Annotated in this window: 11 protein-coding genes and 2 pseudogenes; 7 read left to right on the top strand and 6 right to left on the bottom strand. The window is 70.9% G+C overall.

Translation table 11 applies throughout. From position 1 onward, the window contains the following. The first annotated feature begins 54 nt into the window (after window positions 1–54). Together ACWGKJ_RS14115 and ACWGKJ_RS14120 are read left to right on the top strand one after the other, a co-directional pair. A complete protein-coding gene (locus tag ACWGKJ_RS14115) occupies window positions 55–504 on the top strand; it encodes an SseB family protein (protein ID WP_385019474.1) in 450 nt (149 codons plus the stop codon). A 208-nt stretch (window positions 505–712) separates the two neighbouring features. After that, window positions 713–1,684, top strand: coding sequence for a pirin family protein (locus ACWGKJ_RS14120; protein ID WP_385019472.1), 972 nt, complete (start codon window positions 713–715; stop codon window positions 1,682–1,684). 22 nt (window positions 1,685–1,706) lie between these two features. Here ACWGKJ_RS14120 and ACWGKJ_RS14125 read toward each other — a convergent pair whose 3' ends face one another. Next, window positions 1,707–2,360, bottom strand: a complete 654-nt coding sequence (locus ACWGKJ_RS14125) for a TetR family transcriptional regulator (RefSeq protein ID WP_385019470.1) — start codon at window positions 2,358–2,360, stop codon at window positions 1,707–1,709. A 99-nt stretch (window positions 2,361–2,459) separates the two neighbouring features. Between ACWGKJ_RS14125 and ACWGKJ_RS14130 the strand changes: the two genes are divergently transcribed. Together ACWGKJ_RS14130 and ACWGKJ_RS14135 are read left to right on the top strand one after the other, a co-directional pair. After that, window positions 2,460–3,272: an SDR family oxidoreductase gene (locus tag ACWGKJ_RS14130; protein WP_385019468.1), complete on the top strand. Its 813-nt coding sequence runs from the start codon at window positions 2,460–2,462 to the stop codon at window positions 3,270–3,272. Between the two features lie 91 nt (window positions 3,273–3,363). Beyond that, window positions 3,364–4,524 (top strand): AI-2E family transporter, encoded by a 1,161-nt coding sequence (locus ACWGKJ_RS14135; RefSeq protein ID WP_385019466.1) that lies wholly within the window; start codon window positions 3,364–3,366, stop codon window positions 4,522–4,524. A 365-nt stretch (window positions 4,525–4,889) separates the two neighbouring features. On the opposite strand, the pseudogene ACWGKJ_RS14140 reads toward ACWGKJ_RS14135, so the two are convergent. Then, window positions 4,890–7,004 (bottom strand): annotated as a pseudogene (locus ACWGKJ_RS14140) (ATP-binding SpoIIE family protein phosphatase); the annotation flags it as partial. 170 nt (window positions 7,005–7,174) lie between these two features. Here ACWGKJ_RS14140 and aspS point away from each other — a divergent pair. The 3 genes and pseudogenes from aspS to ACWGKJ_RS14155 all read left to right on the top strand — a co-directional run. Further along, window positions 7,175–8,959 carry an aspartate--tRNA ligase gene (gene aspS, locus ACWGKJ_RS14145; protein WP_385017469.1) on the top strand — a complete coding sequence of 595 codons (1,785 nt, stop codon included), beginning with the start codon at window positions 7,175–7,177 and terminating at the stop codon, window positions 8,957–8,959. Window positions 8,960–9,391: 432 nt separating this feature from the next. After that, entirely contained in the window at window positions 9,392–10,192 is an 801-nt protein-coding gene (locus ACWGKJ_RS14150; RefSeq protein ID WP_385017466.1) for a L,D-transpeptidase family protein, read from the top strand. Between the two features lie 8 nt (window positions 10,193–10,200). Next, a pseudogene (locus ACWGKJ_RS14155) lies at window positions 10,201–10,596 on the top strand (Uma2 family endonuclease); the annotation flags it as partial. A 69-nt stretch (window positions 10,597–10,665) separates the two neighbouring features. Here the strand turns inward: ACWGKJ_RS14155 and metG are convergent. The 4 genes from metG to ACWGKJ_RS14175 all read right to left on the bottom strand — a co-directional run bounded on the left by metG (window position 10,666) and on the right by ACWGKJ_RS14175 (window position 15,765). After that, window positions 10,666–12,279 (bottom strand): methionine--tRNA ligase, encoded by a 1,614-nt coding sequence (gene metG / locus ACWGKJ_RS14160; protein ID WP_385034086.1) that lies wholly within the window; start codon window positions 12,277–12,279, stop codon window positions 10,666–10,668. A gap of 101 nt (window positions 12,280–12,380) precedes the next feature. After that, window positions 12,381–14,126 carry a VWA domain-containing protein gene (locus tag ACWGKJ_RS14165; protein ID WP_453315737.1) on the bottom strand — a complete coding sequence of 582 codons (1,746 nt, stop codon included), beginning with the start codon at window positions 14,124–14,126 and terminating at the stop codon, window positions 12,381–12,383. A gap of 260 nt (window positions 14,127–14,386) precedes the next feature. Further along, complete coding sequence (locus ACWGKJ_RS14170; protein WP_385033894.1) at window positions 14,387–14,689, bottom strand: barstar family protein; 303 nt, start codon at window positions 14,687–14,689, stop codon at window positions 14,387–14,389. 182 nt (window positions 14,690–14,871) lie between these two features. Next, a complete protein-coding gene (locus ACWGKJ_RS14175) occupies window positions 14,872–15,765 on the bottom strand; it encodes a LysR family transcriptional regulator (protein ID WP_385033897.1) in 894 nt (297 codons plus the stop codon). Window positions 15,766–15,900 lie beyond the last annotated feature (135 nt).

The following is a 15,900-nucleotide window of genomic DNA, read 5'->3' on the forward strand; positions in this document are numbered from 1 at the left end:
GTGTGACGAGACCGCCCCTGCGGCCGGACCCCTTTACTCAGTACTCTTGCGCGCATGTACGGCTACGACTCGAACCAGGGCGCCCAGCAGCAGTACGCCGCGCCGCAGCCCGGCTACGGGGATCAGCCGCTCTACCCCGAGCCGTCGCCGCCCTCGCTCGCCGACGGGGTGCGGGCCTTTACCACCGGCTCGATGGCCGCCGAGGACTTCCAGCAGATCTTCGCCACGTCGAAGGTCTACTGCCCGCGCGGCGACAACCCCGGATTCCTCGCCCTGCACAACACCCAGCAGCCGGTGATCCCGATGTTCACCTCGCTGAAGGAGCTGCGCAGGTACGCCGGGAAGGAGTCCAAGTACTTCGTGATCACCGGCGCCGAGGTGATCGACCTGCTGCCCACCGGGTACGGCTTCGTCCTCGACATGGAGGGCGAGCACCGGATGGTCTTCGACGCGAAGGCCGTGGAGCAGATGGTCGACTTCGCGATGCGGCGGATGTACGGCTGAGGCTCCCCGTACGCGGTTCGATCCGGCCATTTCCGGGCTGAAGCCGGAGCGGCCCGAACCGGCATGAACAGGTCTGCACTGTCCTGAACCACGGGGTCGGCCACGAGGTCGGCCACGGGATCGGAAGGATCCCGGGAATGGCCATGCCTTGCTAGATGTTCACCGTTCAACTACTTTGAATGCCGAGCATCCTGCCAGGAGGGCCGCCATGCCTGCCGTGACCGTCGAGAATCCACTGACCCTGCCGCGCGTCCACGCGCCGGACGGCGCCGTGCCGCGCCCCGTGCTCGCGGTCTCCACCGCGCCGGGGGGCTTCGAGGGCGAGGGGTTCCCGGTGCGCCGCGCGTTCGCCGGGATCAACTACCAGTACCTCGACCCGTTCATCATGATGGACCAGATGGGCGAGGTGGAGTACGCGCCCGGTGAGCCGAAGGGCACTCCCTGGCACCCGCACCGCGGCTTCGAGACCGTCACGTATCTGATTGACGGCACCTTCGTCCACCAGGACTCCAACGGCGGTGGCGGGACCATCAACGACGGCGACACCCAGTGGATGACGGCCGGTTCCGGCCTGCTGCACATCGAGGCGCCGCCGGAGTCGCTGGTGGTGAGCGGCGGGCTCTTCCACGGGCTCCAGCTCTGGGTGAACCTCCCGGCGAGCGACAAGATGATGGCCCCGCGCTACCAGGACATCGGCGGCGGCCAGGTCCAGCTGCTCACATCGGCCGACGGCGGCGCGCTGCTGCGGGTCATCGCGGGTGAACTGGACGGCCATGAGGGCCCCGGGATCACCCACACCCCGATCACGATGATCCACGCGACGGTACGGCCGGGCGCCGAGGTCACGCTGCCGTGGCGCGAGGACTTCAACGGCCTGGCGTACGTGATGGCCGGGCGCGGCTCGGTCGGTGCGGACCGCCGCCCGGTCCGCACCGGGCAGACCGCGGTGTTCGGGGCGGGCTCGTCGCTGACCGTCCGCGCGGACGAGAACCAGGACGCGAAGAGCCCGGACCTGGAGGTCGTCCTCCTCGGCGGGCGCCCGATACGGGAGCCGATGGCGCACTACGGGCCGTTCGTCATGAACAGCGAGGCCGAGCTGAAGCAGGCGTTCGAGGACTTCCAGCGCGGGCGGCTGGGCACGGTTCCGGCTGTGCACGGGATGTCTGAGGGCGGGCTGTAGGACGACTTGAGGCGGCGCCGCGTCAGGTCCCTCTGCGGCCGCCGGCCGCGGCCAGCGTGCGGGCGGCCTCGATGACGGCTGCGCGGCGGCGGTCCAGCGCGGCCGTGTCCGTCTCCTCGCCAAGGGTGACGCGGCATGTCCGCGGTACGGCGAAGTTCCATGAGATCAGGCTCATGACGGAGAACAGCAGGTCCTGGGCGTCGCGGAGCCGGACGTCCTCGGGTGCCCCCCGGTCGCCCGCGCGGGCGAGGCGCGCGGCCTTCGCGCGGAAGGCGTCCCGGAGCCCGGTCTCGGGGGCGTCCCCGTGCCCGCCCGCCGAGGCGCCCGCACTGTCCGGCCCCGTCGCCCCCGTTGATCCCGTCGACTCCAGCGCCTCCCACAGGAGCAGCCGGATCAGCTCGGGGTGTTCGCGGTGCCAGTCGAAGAGCTGGCCGACCGACTCGGCGACGTCGTCCGGGTCGATGGAGATCGCGGCCCCGACCTCGTCCAGCTTCGCGCGGACCACGGCGGCGAACAGCCGTTCCTTGTCGCCGAAGTAGCGGTAGATGGCCTGCTTGTTGGCCCGGGCGGAATCCGCGATCCGGTCCACTCGGGCGCCCGCCAGGCCCCGCTCGGCGAACTCGGCGGCGGCGGCCGCGAAGATCCGCCTTCTGGTGTCCTCGGCGTCGTAGGCCATGACCGTATTAAACCATCCGGTTGACTCGGGTCGTCGCGCGAGGCACCATCACGGCAAGAGGAAAACAACCAGATGGTTTATTGCTTGGAAGGGCTTCCCATGAGCACTGACGCCGCCGCGGTCACTCCCGCCCCCGCCCCCGTCACCACCGTTCCGCTGCCCGGGTCCCTCGCCGGCGCGACCATCGTGGTCGTCGGCGGCAGCTCCGGTATCGGGCTGGCAGCGGGCACGCTGCTGCGCACGGTCGGCGCCCGCTTGGTGCTGGTCGGCCGGGACCCGGACCGGCTGGCGTCCGCCGTCGACCACGTACGGAAGGCCGCCCCGGCGGGGGAGGACGACGCCGTCCTGAGCGTCGCGGGCGACGCCGGGGACGAGCGCACCATCGCCGCGGCCTTCGACGTCGCCGGCCGCGTCGACCACGTCTACGTCACTGCCGGCGGCCACGCGGCCCCGGGCCCCCTCGGCGGGCTGTCCGACGACGGGGTCCGCGCGGCGGCCGCCGACGGCATGGGGAGGACGTTCGCCCTCGCCCGTGCTGCGGCGGAGCGGCTGCCCGCGGGCGGATCGCTCACCCTCAGCTCGGGCGTCCTCCTGGCCCGCCCGCTGCCCGGTCTGTCCGTCACGCTGGCCGTCGGCGGCGCGGTGGAGGCGCTGACCAGGGCGCTCGCCATCGAACTCGCCCCGGCACGGCAGCGCGTGAACGCCGTCCGCTACGGCGCGATCGACACCCCGCTGATGCGCTCGCTGCCCGGCCTTGAGACGGACGAGGCCATCGCCGCCGCCGGAGCGTCCGTGCCGCTGGGCCGGTACGGGACGGCTGAGGAGGCGGCCGCTGTGGCGCTGTTCCTGATGTCGAACCCGTACGTCACCGGCCAGATCATCACCGTCGACGGCGGCCACGTCCTCGGCTGAGCCGAACCGGCCGCCGCGCCCGGAGCCCTCCCACCACCCGCCCGGCCCCGGCGAACGAGCCGTCGCCCGGCGCCCGTGATCGGCTGGGGGCGTGCATACCCAGAAGCCGCTGCTCCCCGTCCACGCCCGACGTCTGGCTGCCTGGTGTGCCGTCGCACTGCTCGTCACGGGCGTGGCGGCGGTGGGGGTCTGGCTCTGTGTCACGCTCAAGACCGCCGTCACCCCCGTGATGCTGGCCCTGCTCGGTACGGCGCTCCTCGGGCCGGTCCACCGGTGGCTGGTCCGGATGCGGCTGAACCGCTCCCTGGCGGCCGGACTCACCTGCGTCGCGCTCGTCGCCGTGGTCGGCGGGGCCGCGTACATCGTCGTCACCGCGCTGATCGACACCGGGGACCAGATCGTCGCCTCGCTCAAGGACGCCGGGAAGTGGATCGCCGACCACTTCGGGGTGGCCACCGGGGACGGCATCACCAACATCGCCGACAACGCCAAGAACCTGCTCGGCAAGTTCGGCGCGAACGCGGCCGGCGGGCTGCTCAACGGACTCAGCCTGATCGGCACGTTCATCGCGACCAGCGTGCTGGCGCTGCTGCTCACCTTCTTCTTCCTCCGCGACTCGGACCACGCCCGCGGACTCGCGTACGCCGTCGCACCGGGCCACGGAGCCACCATCGAGGCCATGGCCCGGCGGGCCTTCGAGGCGGTCGAGGGGTTCATGCGCGGCACCACGCTGATCGCGCTCATCGACGCCATCTGCATCACGGCCGGCCTGCTGATCCTGGGGGTGCCGGGCGCGCTGGGGCTCGGTGCGCTGGTCTTCGTCGGCGCCTACATCCCGTATCTCGGTGCGTTCATCTCAGGTGCGGTCGCCGTGCTGGTGGCCCTCGCCGACCGGGGGTTCGTGACCGCGCTCTGGGCGCTGGGCGTGGTCCTGCTGGTGCAGGTGCTTGAGGGGCATGTGCTCCAGCCGGTGATCCAGAGCCGTACGGTCCAGATGCACCCGGCGATGGTGATGATCTCGCTGACGGCCGGGGCGAGCGTCGCGGGGCTCCTGGGGATGCTGCTCGCCGTGCCGGTGGCGGCGGCGGCCTTCGGGGTGATCGGAGAGCTGCGGAAGCGCTACCCGCCGGAGCCCGGCCCGGAAGCGGGCGCCGGTTCCGGCCCGGAGCCCGGTCCGGGGTCCGGTCAGGAGCCGCGTCAGGAGCCGGGCCCGGCATCCGATCCGGCGTCCGGCCCGGACCGGGAGGCGTGAGCGGACCCGGGCTCGGGCTTCCCGGGCTCGGGCTGATCGGACTGATCCGGCTGCTCGGGCGCTGCTCCCCGCGAGCCGGCCGGCCGCCCGCGGTCTCCGTGCGAGCCGCTCTTGACCGCGTCACTCTTGTTCGCGTCGCTCTTGTCCGTGCCGCTCTTGACCGCGTCGCTCTTGGCCGTGCCGTTTCCGTTCGTGCCGTTTCCGTTCGCGCCGGGCCCCTCCGTCCCCTCCGTCTCCATCTCCAGCAGTTCGTCCGGTGCGAGGTCGGCCAGGAATTCGGAGAGGAGGTCCGACGACGGCCCCTCGGTGTCGTCGTCGCCCGGCCCCGCGGAACCGGCGGAGCCGGCCGACCCGTTCTTCGAGTCGCCGCGCGACTCGTAGAGCTCGAACCAGATCGACTTGCCGGAGCCCTGCGGATCCACCCCCCACATGTCCGCGAGTATCTCCATCAGCAGCAGCCCGCGCCCCGACGAGGCCATCTCGCCGGGGCGCCGCTTGTGCGGCAGTTCGTCGCTGTCGTCGGCGACCTCCACCCGCAGCCGCCGGGTGCCGGTCACCCCGGTGACGTCGGCGGTCAGCGTCGCGTCGCCGTCCGTGTGGATGAGGACGTTCGTCGCCATCTCGGAGACCATCAGCGCCGCCGAGTCGACCTGTTCGCTGTCCGCCCAGTCATGGAGCAGCTCCCGCAGTTGGCCACGGGCCGCCGAGATGCGTTCCGGCTGGGCCTGCGCGATCGCCAGGGACATATGGCGGGTGGTGCCCGCCTGTACGCGCTCACCCTTGCGGGACATCAGCAGGACGGCGATGTCGTCCTCGCGGCGGTCGGAGAACGGCCCCGTGTGATGGCGCTCCGGCGGGCCGTGCGCGGCCTGCACCAGGGCGTCGGCCAGGATCTCCAGATTGTCCCCGGTATGCCGCTCCAGCGTTCCGCGGATCCGCTCCCAGCCGGTGTCGAGATCGTGGCCGCCGGTCTCTATGAGCCCGTCCGTGCACATCATCAGCGTCTCGCCGGGCTGGAGCACCAGCCGGGTCGTCGGATAGTCGGTGTCCGGATGGATGCCCAGCGGCAGCCCGCCCTCGACGGGACGCACCAGCACCGTGCCGTCGGATGTGCGGACCGTCGGATCGGGGTGACCCGCGCGGGCCACGTCGAGGGTGCCGCTGGCCGGGTCGACCTCGATGTACAGACAGGTCGCGAAGCGCGGGGTCGGCGGCTCGTCGGATTCGCCCTGGTCATAGGTGTCCGTGAGGCCGTACAGAAAGCGCGAGGCCCGGGAGAGCACCGCGTCCGGCGGATGGCCCTCGGCCGCGTACGCGCGCAGGGCGATCCGCAGCTGGCCCATCATCCCGGCGGCCCGTACGTCATGCCCCTGGACGTCACCGATGACCAGCGCCACCCGGCCGCCGCCCTTGCCGTCCTCGTACGCGGTGCTCCCCGGCAGCGCGATCACGTCGTACCAGTCCCCGCCGACCTGGAGCCCGCCCCCGGTGGGGACATACCGTGCGGCCACCGCCATCCCCGGGATACGGGGGCCCAGCATCGGCAGCATCGAACGCTGGAGCCCGAGCGACAGCTCACGCTCGTTGTCGGCGACCCCGGCGCGGGCCAGGGCCTGGGCCAGCATCCGGGCCACCGTCGTCAGCACCGAGCGCTCGTCGGGCGAGAAGCTGACCGGGTACGCGAAGGCCGCCATCCAGGCCCCGATCGTAACCCCCGAGTCGACCAGCGGGACAAAGGCCCAGGAGTGCCGGTTGAGGGGTCGCACGGCGGGCCAGTACTTGGGGTAGCGCTCGCGGTAGGTGTCCGGCGTCGGCAGATAGATGGCCCGCCCCGTTCTGGCGACCTCGGCGGCCGGATAGTTCTCCTCCGTACTCATCGGGAACTCGGCCAGCAGCCCGTCCTCGGCCGGGTTGTGCCCGTGGTGCCCGATGACCGTCAGCCAGTCGCCGGTGATCCCGAAGACCGCGAGGCCGTCCGGCTCGAACCCCGGCATGGAGAGCGAGGCGGCGACCCTCAGCACCTCCTCGGTGGACCTGGCCTCGGCCAGCGCCCGCCCCGCGTCCAGCAGGAACGCCTCGCGGGAGCGGCGCCAGTCACCGGTGATCGGGGTGTGGGCCGCATCGCCCGGCTGCGGCTCCGCGACCTCCTGGAGGGTGCCGACCAGGACATAGCCATGGGCGCTGATCTGCGGCTTGGAGCGGCTGCGTACGGTACGCAGGACCCGGCCCGTCTCGTCCACGATGCGCAGCCGGGCCTCGGCGAGGGTGTCCTCGGCGATCGCCAGATTCACCGTCCCGTTGATCTCGTTCCAGTCGACGGGGTGGAAGCGGGAACGGACGGCGACCTCGGACAGACTGGTCGCTTCGGCGGGCAGACCGAGGAGCCGGGCGGCTTCCGCGTCGAGCGTGACGATCCCGGCGGTGTTGTCCCATCGCCACAGGCCGGTCGCGATGGCGGCCAGGACGTCCTCGGTGCGCATTGCCCCACTTTAAGAAGGGAGGACCGGCAGCCGCCACACAGGGTGCGCCCATGCGGCCGCTCCGGGGCCCCGGGGGCGGGCCGATAAAGGCGTAAAGGCATGGTGTGCCCGGCGGTACCCTGGTGCGAAGTACACCCTTCCCGCCTGTCTCGCGAAGAACTGGATGAACGATGCATCGGTACAGGTCCCACACGTGCGGCGAACTGCGCGCCTCCGACGTCGGCTCCGACGTCCGGCTGAGCGGCTGGCTGCACAATCGCCGAGACCTGGGCGGCATCCTCTTCATCGATCTGCGCGACCACCACGGCATCACGCAGCTCGTCGCCCGCCCCGGCACCCCCGCCAACGAGGCGCTCTCCAAGGTCACCAAGGAGACGGTCGTCCGCATCGACGGGAAGGTCTCCGCGCGCGGCACCGAGAACGTCAACGCGGAACTGCCGACCGGCGAGGTCGAGATCGAGGTCGGTGAGGTCGAGGTGCTCGGTGCCGCGGCCCCGCTCCCCTTCACCATCAACGCCGAGGACGGCGTCAACGAGGAGCGGCGCCTGGAGTACCGCTTCCTCGACCTGCGCCGCGAGCGCATGCACCGCAACATCATGCTGCGCACGGCCGTCATCTCCGCCATGCGCCACAAGATGACCGAGCTGGGCTTCAACGAGATGGCGACCCCGATCCTCACCGCGACCTCCCCCGAGGGCGCCCGTGACTTCGTGGTCCCCTCGCGGCTGCACCCCGGCAAGTTCTACGCGCTTCCGCAGGCGCCGCAGCAGTTCAAGCAGCTGCTGATGATCTCGGGCTTCGACCGCTACTTCCAGATCGCGCCCTGCTTCCGCGACGAGGACGCCCGCGCGGACCGCTCGCCCGGTGAGTTCTACCAGCTCGATGTCGAGATGAGCTTCGTCGAGCAGGAGGACGTCTTCCGGCCGATCGAGAAGCTGATGACCGAGCTCTTCGAGGAGTTCGGCAACGGCCGCCATGTCACTTCGCCGTTCCCGCGGATCCCGTTCCGCGAGTCGATGCTGAAGTACGGCAACGACAAGCCCGACCTCCGCGCCCAGCTCGAACTGGTCGATGTCTCGGACGTCTTCACCGACTCCGGCTTCAAGGCGTTCGCCGGGCTGCACGTCCGTGCGCTGCCCGTCCCGGACACCGCAGGCCAGTCCCGCAAGTTCTTCGACGGCCTCGGGGCGTACGCCGTCGAGCAGGGCGCCAAGGGCCTGGCCTGGGTGCGCGTCGGGGACGACGGCACGCTCGCCGGGCCGATCGCCAAGTTCCTCACCGAGGCCGATGTCGCGGCGCTCACCGAGCGGCTGGAGCTCAAGCCCGGGCATGCGGTCTTCTTCGGCGCCGGCGAGTTCGACGAGGTCTCCAGGATCATGTCCGCGGTCCGTGTCGAGGCGGCCAGGCGCGCGGGCCACTTCGAGGAGGACGTGTTCCGCTTCTGCTGGATCGTCGACTTCCCGATGTACGAGAAGGACGAGGAGACCGGGAAGATCGACTTCTCGCACAACCCCTTCTCGATGCCCCAGGGCGGCTATGCCGACCTGGAGGAGAAGGACCCGCTCGACATCCTGGCGTACCAGTACGACATCGTCTGCAACGGCATCGAGCTGTCCTCGGGCGCCATCCGTAACCATGAGCCCGACCTGATGCTCAAGGCGTTCGAGATCGCCGGTTACGACCGGGAGACCGTGGAGCACGAGTTCGCCGGGATGCTCCGCGCCTTCCGCCTCGGCGCTCCGCCACACGGCGGCATCGCCCCGGGCGTGGACCGTATCGTCATGCTGCTCGCGGACGAGCCGAACATCCGCGAGACGATCGCCTTCCCGCTCAACGGCAACGCGCAGGACCTGATGATGGGCGCCCCCACGGTGCTCGACGAGACCCGACTGCGCGAGCTGAACATCCAGCTGCGCAAGCCCGCGGCTCCGGCGAAGGACAAGCAGGAGAAGTAACTCTCCGTTGTTTCACGTGAAACGGCAGAACAGGCGGAACAGCCCCCGGTCGAGGGACCGGGGGCTGTTCCGCGCCCTCGGTCCCCTTCTCCGGCACGGGTGTCGACCGGAGCACACGGGACGAACCAGTACGACGGACTGATCGGCGTGCCGGTCGGGGGCAGGGACAGGGGCGGGGGCAATCTGATTCCGGCGACTCTCCGTGTGCGGCGACGCGCACGGCATGTCCTGGCCGTACAGCAGGCCCGGACGGGACGCAACGCGTGACCACGACGTCGAATCCGCCATCGAACGTCACACCGACTTCCGCACAGGGGCCGGCCCCGGGGGGAACCCCACAGGGTTCCCCGCAATGAATCGACGCCTACCGCACACACCAGTCGTTAACGGCATGGACCCGACGTGATCCGATGTGAAATGAAAGGCTCGTACATGTCTCTTCGCCGACTTCCCAGAGGTGCGCTCGTCGCGACCGCACTGGTCACCGGCGGGTTGGTGCTCTCCGGATGTGCGGGTTTCCCGGGACACGCGACCACCCCGGCGCGGGCGGTCGAGGACAACAGCGGTCACGGTGGTCCGCCGGCGGCATCCCCGACACCCGCGGCCGGCCCGCAGCTCCGACGGGCCGCTGAGCTCCAGGTCAAGGAGATCCCGGCGCTCGGCCCCAAGACCCTGGCGAAGATCCCGGACTCCGCCCGCCAGGCCGCCGTGGTCACCGGCGACGGCGCCGACTCCAGCCGCTCCACGGTCGTCCTCTATGTCCGCGATCCGGCCAAGGGCTGGGAGCCGGTCTCCGAACCGTGGCCCGCGCACAACGCGCTGCACGGCTGGACCGAGAAGCACTACCAGGGCGATCTCCACTCACCCGCCGGGGTCTTCGGCCTCACCGACGCGGGCGGCCGCAAGGCGGACCCCGGCACCCGCCTGCCGTACGACCAGGGGCCCGCCTTCGTCGCCGCGGGCACCGGCTTCCAGGGGGAGTCGCTGGCCGGGGCCTTCGACTATGTGGTGGCGATCAACTACAACCACAAGCCGGGCACCACCCCGCTCGACTGGACCCGCCCGATGGGCGCGGACCGGGGTGGCGGCGTCTGGTTCCACGTCGACCACGGCGGCCCCACCCACGGCTGCGTCTCCCTGCCGGAGGACCGGATGAAGGAGCTGCTGCGCTGGCTCGACCCGACGAAGAAGCCGGTGGTGGTCATGGGGGACGCCTCGATGCTGGGGGAGTGAAGCCGGACCCGGAACTGTGGCTCTACCCAGGCCAGGGCCTGCGGATCGAGAGTTACGGCAGGGGCAATGCTCGCCCCGATGGCGCCCTGGCTCCGAGCAGCACCTTTGTCGGCCAGGGCGAATGGGCCAGTGCGGATGGTGTGCTGATGGTGGTCGAGGTGACATCGAACGACGCCGACACGGACCGGCGGGACCGCGTGGAGAAGCCGCGCGCCTACGCCGAGACCGGGATCCCCGTCTATCTGCTGATCGACCGGGACACCGGCGAGGTCAAGGTCCACTCGCAGCCGGACGGGGTGCGCTACGAGCAGGTGGCCACGGTTCCGTTCGGGAAGACCGTCGAGCTGCCCGCTCCGGTCGGGATCGAGCTGGACACCGAGCCGCTGACGGCCTGGGTGCGCTGACGCACCACACGGAAGGAGGGCCCGGAACCGCTCGGCGGTTCCGGGCCCTCCTTCCGTGGTCCGGTCCGGTTAGGCCGGCTTCTCCTCCAGGCGCGGGAACAGCACCGCGCCCTTCGTGACCGTGGCACCGGCCGGGAGCTGCCCCCACGCACCGGAATCCCCGAGCTTCTGGTCCGCCAGCGCGCCGAGACCCGCCTCGGCTCCCAGCGAGTCCCACAGGCTCTGCGAGGTCTCCGGCATCACCGCGTTGAGCAGGACCGCGACACCGCGCAGCGACTCGGCCGCCGTGTAGAGGATGGTCGCGAGGCGGGCCCGGCCCTCCGGCGACTCGTCCTTGGCGACCTTCCACGGCTCCTGCTCCGTGATGTAGCCGTTGACCTGCTTCACGAAGTCGAAGATCGCCAGGATGCCGCCCTGGAAGTCCAGCTCCTCACCGATCAGCCGGTCGGACTCGGTGACCGCCCTGGCGAGACCGTCCTGTACGGCCTGCTCGGCCGCGCCAGCGGCCTCCGCGGCCGGCAGGGTCCCGCCGTAGTACTTGCCGACCATGGCGGCCACCCGCGAGGCGAGGTTGCCGTAGTCGTTCGCCAGCTCGGAGGTGTAGCGGGCCGAGAAGTCCTCCCAGGAGAACGATCCGTCGCTGCCGAAGGCGATCGCGCGCAGGAAGTACCAGCGGTAGGCGTCCACACCGAAGTGCGAGGTCAGGTCCTGCGGCTTGATGCCGGTCAGGTTCGACTTCGACATCTTCTCGCCGCCGACCATCAGCCAGCCGTTCGCCGCGACCCGGCCGGGGACCGGCAGACCCTGGGCCATCAGCATCGCGGGCCAGATCACCGCGTGGAAGCGCAGGATGTCCTTGCCGACCAGGTGCACATCGGCCGGGAAGGTCTCGTCGAACTTCTGCTGGTTCGCGCCGTAGCCGACCGCCGTGGCGTAGTTGAGGAGCGCGTCCACCCAGACGTAGATGACGTGCTTCTCGTCCCACGGCACCGGGACGCCCCAGTCGAAGGTGGAGCGCGAGATCGACAGGTCCTGAAGTCCCTGCCGTACGAAGTTCACGACCTCGTTGCGCGCCGACTCGGGCTGGATGAAGCCCGGGTTGGCCTCGTAGAACTCCAGCAGCTTCGGCCCGTACTCGCTCAGCTTGAAGAAGTAGTTCTCCTCCTTGAGGATCTCCACCGGCTTCTTGTGGATCGGGCACAGCTTCTGGCCGGGGAAGTCGGTCCCGCCGTCGATCAGGTCACCGGGGAGCTTGTACTCCTCGCAGCCCACGCAGTACGGGCCTTCGTACCCGCCCTTGTAGATCTCGTCCTTGTCGAACAGGTCCTGCACGAACTCCTGCACACGGTCCGTGTGCCGCTTCTCCGTCGTCCGGATGAAGTCGTCGTTCGCGATGTTCAGATGCTCCCAGAGGGGTTTCCAGGACTCCTCGACGAGCTTGTCGCACCACTCCTGCGGTGTGACGTTGTTCGCCTCGGCCGTGCGCATGATCTTCTGACCGTGCTCGTCCGTGCCGGTGAGGTACCACACCTTCTCGCCGCGCTGACGGTGCCAGCGCGTGAGCACGTCCCCTGCAACGGTCGTGTAGGCGTGGCCCAGGTGAGGAGCGTCGTTGACGTAGTAAATGGGGGTCGATACGTAGTACGCGTTCGTCCCCTGCTTCTCGGATCCAGTGGCCGCCATGGTCGAAATCCTAACTTCCTCACGGCGGCCCTCCGAACGCGATAACGGCCGGGGCCCCCGTCCGGTGGACGGGGGCCCGGTCGGCCGGTGCGCGTGCGGTGTCAGCCCTTGCGCGCCGCCAGCCAGGCCGGGAAGGCCGCGAGCAGCTGCTCGTACACCTCGGAGTCGGCCAGCTCACGGGGGGCGGGGCCCGCGTGGAAGAACGCGGCGTGCGGGGAGTCCAGCTTCCGCAGGAAGTCGAACGCCTTCGACTCGTGGTCGCCGAAGGCCACGAACTGCCAGAACAGCGGCTTGTCCGCCACGGCGGCGATGGCCTGCTTGGCCACCACCTTGGCGTCCGGTGCGCCGTCGGTCTGGAAGATCACTAGGGCCGGGGCGGTGGGGTCGGCGGACTGCTCGTGCAGGGACGCGACCTCCTCGACGGCCCGGTGGTAGCTGGTACGGCCCAGCCGCCCCAGTCCGGCGTGCAGCTCGTCGACACGGCCCTCGTACGAGTCGAGCGTCAGCTCTCCGGTGCCGTCGATGTCCGTCGAGAAGAAGACGACACGGACGGTGGCCCGCTCGTCGAGGTGCGCGGCGAGGGCGAGCGTCTGCTCGCCGAGGGCCTGCGCGCTGCCGTCCTTGTAGTACGGCCGCATGGAACCCGACCGGTCGAGCACGAGATAGACGGTGGCCCTGGCCCCGCTCAGTCCGGCCTTGTCGATCTCGGCGCCGGCGGCCTGGTAGGCACTGACGAGCTGGGGTGCGCGTGCCGCGAGGTCGGTGGGGGTGTCGGCCGTGGCTGCGGTGGTGGGGGCGGGCGCGGGCTCTGCGTCGCTGACAGCTTCGGGCTCGGCCGCAACGGCTTCCTTCTCGGGCGCGGCTGCGGTGCCTTCGGGCTCGGTCTCGGGCTCGGGCTCGGCTACGACGGTTTCGGCTTCCGGCTCGGCCGGTTCTGCGTCCGTGGGCTCTGCGTCGGCGGGCTCTGCCTCAGCCTGGTCCGCGACGGCCTGGTCCGCGACCGGCTCGGTCTCCGGCTCCGCCGTCTCGTCCTCCACCGCCTCAACGGCCTCCGCCTCAACGGCCTCCGCCTCAACGGCCTCCGCCTCAACGGCCTCCGCCTCAACGGCCTCCGGCTCAACGGCCTCCGGCTCAACGGCGACCGGTTCCGTCTCGGTCTCGGTCTCGGGCTCCGCAGCGACCGGGTCGGCTTCGGTCGCCGTTGCCCCGGCCTCAGGTGCCTCGGCCGCCTCCGCCTCGGTCGCCGCCGCCTCAGCGGTCTCCGGCTCAACCGCCGTTGCCTCAGCCGCAACCGGTGCCTCTTCGCCAGCCGCTGTGTCCTCGGCGGTTCCGGTGGCGGTGGCGGGAGCCGACTCCGGTTCCGCCTCCGGTGCGGTCTGGTCCGATGCCTTCGCCTGGGCCGGGACAGTCGGCTCGGCCGGCCTCGGCTTCGGGTTGTCGAAGGCCTCCGCCACCAGATCGGACGCGATGCCGGTGCCGGACCTCCGCGCCGGCTTCGGCACCGTCTTCTCGGCGGCGGGCACGGAGGTCGACGTCTTGTCGGCCTGGGCGGGCAGCGACACCGTGCGGGACTTCTCCGACGACGAGGCCGACGACGCGGCCCCGGACGACGCGCCCTCCGACGACGCCCGTTCCGAGGACGCGTTCTCCGGCGTACCGCCGGCGGTGGCTGCCTTCTCCTGCGAATCCGCCGCCGAGTCCTGCGAGGACTCGGCGGCGGATTCGGACGGCGTCACGGGCGTCGTCGTACGCTCGGCCTGCGCCGGAACGGTAGTGGCCGCCGACGGCTCACCGGACTCCACGCGGTCGCGTCCAAACACCTTGCGCAGCAAGCTCCGAATGCCCATGGGCGAGACCTTTCGCAATGATTCGCAATGATTCGCAATGACGTCGAGTACGAGACACATCCACGCCGACGGGAGTCGATCCCTGGCCAGGGCGGACACGTAAGGTTAGCGACCGCCTTCGGCGATCTTGGACCGGCTGGCCCTGAAGGGACGGTCTCAGGAGAGGGTAAGGGCTGTCCCGTAATCCCCGGTGGATCAGCGCGAGGCGCCGCAGCGGTGGTTGCCCGTCCGCCGTGGGTTCCGGGAAAGACCCGCGGAACTCACGCCGCCGGGCCCGGGTCCAGATCGAGCCGTGCGCGGGTCGTGTCGGCGAACAGCGCCGCCAGCCGCGCTCCGTCCGGCTGCCCCGGAGCGAACAGCCCGGCCGCGTCCGCCCGTACGACCAGCAGGGCGTACGCGTCGACGGTCTCCGAGACGCCCCGGGTCTCCACCACGTCCCACCACGCGTCGAGGTTCCTGCCGAACCAGCCGGGCAGCCCGCACGGCCCGGCCACCGCGTCCCAGAAATCGTCCAGCGAGACGAGCGGCAGCGTGCGCAGATCCACGACCAGTTCGGAGCCCATGGCAGCGGATGGTACGCGGAAGTCACCCCAGGCGTTCCGGGCCGACGGCCCCCGGACCTCCCGGTGTCTCCACGGCGAACCCGGCCTCACCCTCAGTGACCGATGACGCCCCGGCCGCTCCGGCAGGCAACCCGCCGACAACTCCCCGGCCGCTCCAGCAACCATCCGCCAAGCCCCCGCCCCTACAGCAACTCCCCGTACGCGGCGGCCAGCTCCTCGTACACCATGTCCAGCTCCGCCTCGTCGCTCCCGGGCCGTGCGGCGAGCAGCAGCCGTACCCCGAGAGGGTCCCCGTGCAGCGGTCTTATCACCAGGTCGGGTCTGGGTCTGGTGGTCGGCTGGCAGACCGTGACCACCTCGCCGGATGCGACCAGCGCGAACGCCGTGAGGTAATCGCCGTGCAGCACCCGGGGGTTGAGGCCCGCCGCGCGCAGCATCCGTCGCATACCGTCCAGTTCGCCGTCCACGGTGGGATCGACCATCCACTGGTCCGCCGCCAGGTCGGCCAGTTTCACCACCGGGTCGGCCGCGGCCGGATGGTCGGCCGCCAGCGTCACGGACTGCGGTTCGCGCTCGACCAGGACGCGGATGTCCAGGCCGTCCGGCAGGCGCAGCGGGCACCCCTCCACCTCGTGCACGAACGCCACATCCAGCTGGCCCGACGCCACCAGCCGCAGCAGCGCGTTGGCCGACACGTCCATATGGAGCGAGGTCTCGGTCTCCGGCAGCCGGGCGCGTAGCCTGCGCAGCCAGCCGGGGATGGCGCGGTTCGCCGTCGCGCCGATCCGCAGCCGGGGTCCGGCCGCCCGCGCGGCGGCGGCCTTCGCCTCGGTGACCAGGGAGCGCATCTCGTCGATCAGCGGGCGGGCCCGGCTGAGTACGGTGCGACCCAGCGGGGTGGGCCGACAGCCCGTGCGGGTACGGGAGAAGAGCTGCCCGCCCAGCGAGTTCTCGATCCGGCGCAGCTGGGTGGTGAGCGAGGGCTGGCTCATCCCCAGCTCACGGGCCGCCCGGTGGAGGCTGCCGGTGTCCGCTATGGCGCACAGTGCGCGGAGATGCCGCACCTCAAGGTCCATGGAACCCGAGAGTAGGGGCGGGCCAGGGGCCGCACCAGACCATCAAACCCCCACCGATAGCACCAAGTTATCGCCAGTTGCCATCATCCCGGCGGGGCGCCCGCACAGCACACTCTCCGGTACCACCCGTTCACC

The organism is Streptomyces sp. NPDC054757 (genome assembly GCF_053612185.1).

What these genes read in the sequence shown, in the direction of transcription:
- ACWGKJ_RS14175 (WP_385033897.1), bottom strand. Translation starts at nt 15,765, where the DNA reads ATGGACCTTGAGGTGCGGCATCTCCGCGCACTGTGCGCCATAGCGGAC.
- aspS (WP_385017469.1), top strand. Translation starts at nt 7,175, where the DNA reads ATGCATCGGTACAGGTCCCACACGTGCGGCGAACTGCGCGCCTCCGAC.
- ACWGKJ_RS14130 (WP_385019468.1), top strand. Translation starts at nt 2,460, where the DNA reads ATGAGCACTGACGCCGCCGCGGTCACTCCCGCCCCCGCCCCCGTCACC.
- ACWGKJ_RS14120 (WP_385019472.1), top strand. Translation starts at nt 713, where the DNA reads ATGCCTGCCGTGACCGTCGAGAATCCACTGACCCTGCCGCGCGTCCAC.
- ACWGKJ_RS14150 (WP_385017466.1), top strand. Translation starts at nt 9,392, where the DNA reads ATGTCTCTTCGCCGACTTCCCAGAGGTGCGCTCGTCGCGACCGCACTG.
- ACWGKJ_RS14170 (WP_385033894.1), bottom strand. Translation starts at nt 14,689, where the DNA reads ATGGGCTCCGAACTGGTCGTGGATCTGCGCACGCTGCCGCTCGTCTCG.
- metG (WP_385034086.1), bottom strand. Translation starts at nt 12,279, where the DNA reads ATGGCGGCCACTGGATCCGAGAAGCAGGGGACGAACGCGTACTACGTA.
- ACWGKJ_RS14125 (WP_385019470.1), bottom strand. Translation starts at nt 2,360, where the DNA reads ATGGCCTACGACGCCGAGGACACCAGAAGGCGGATCTTCGCGGCCGCC.
- ACWGKJ_RS14115 (WP_385019474.1), top strand. Translation starts at nt 55, where the DNA reads ATGTACGGCTACGACTCGAACCAGGGCGCCCAGCAGCAGTACGCCGCG.
- ACWGKJ_RS14165 (WP_453315737.1), bottom strand. Translation starts at nt 14,126, where the DNA reads ATGGGCATTCGGAGCTTGCTGCGCAAGGTGTTTGGACGCGACCGCGTG.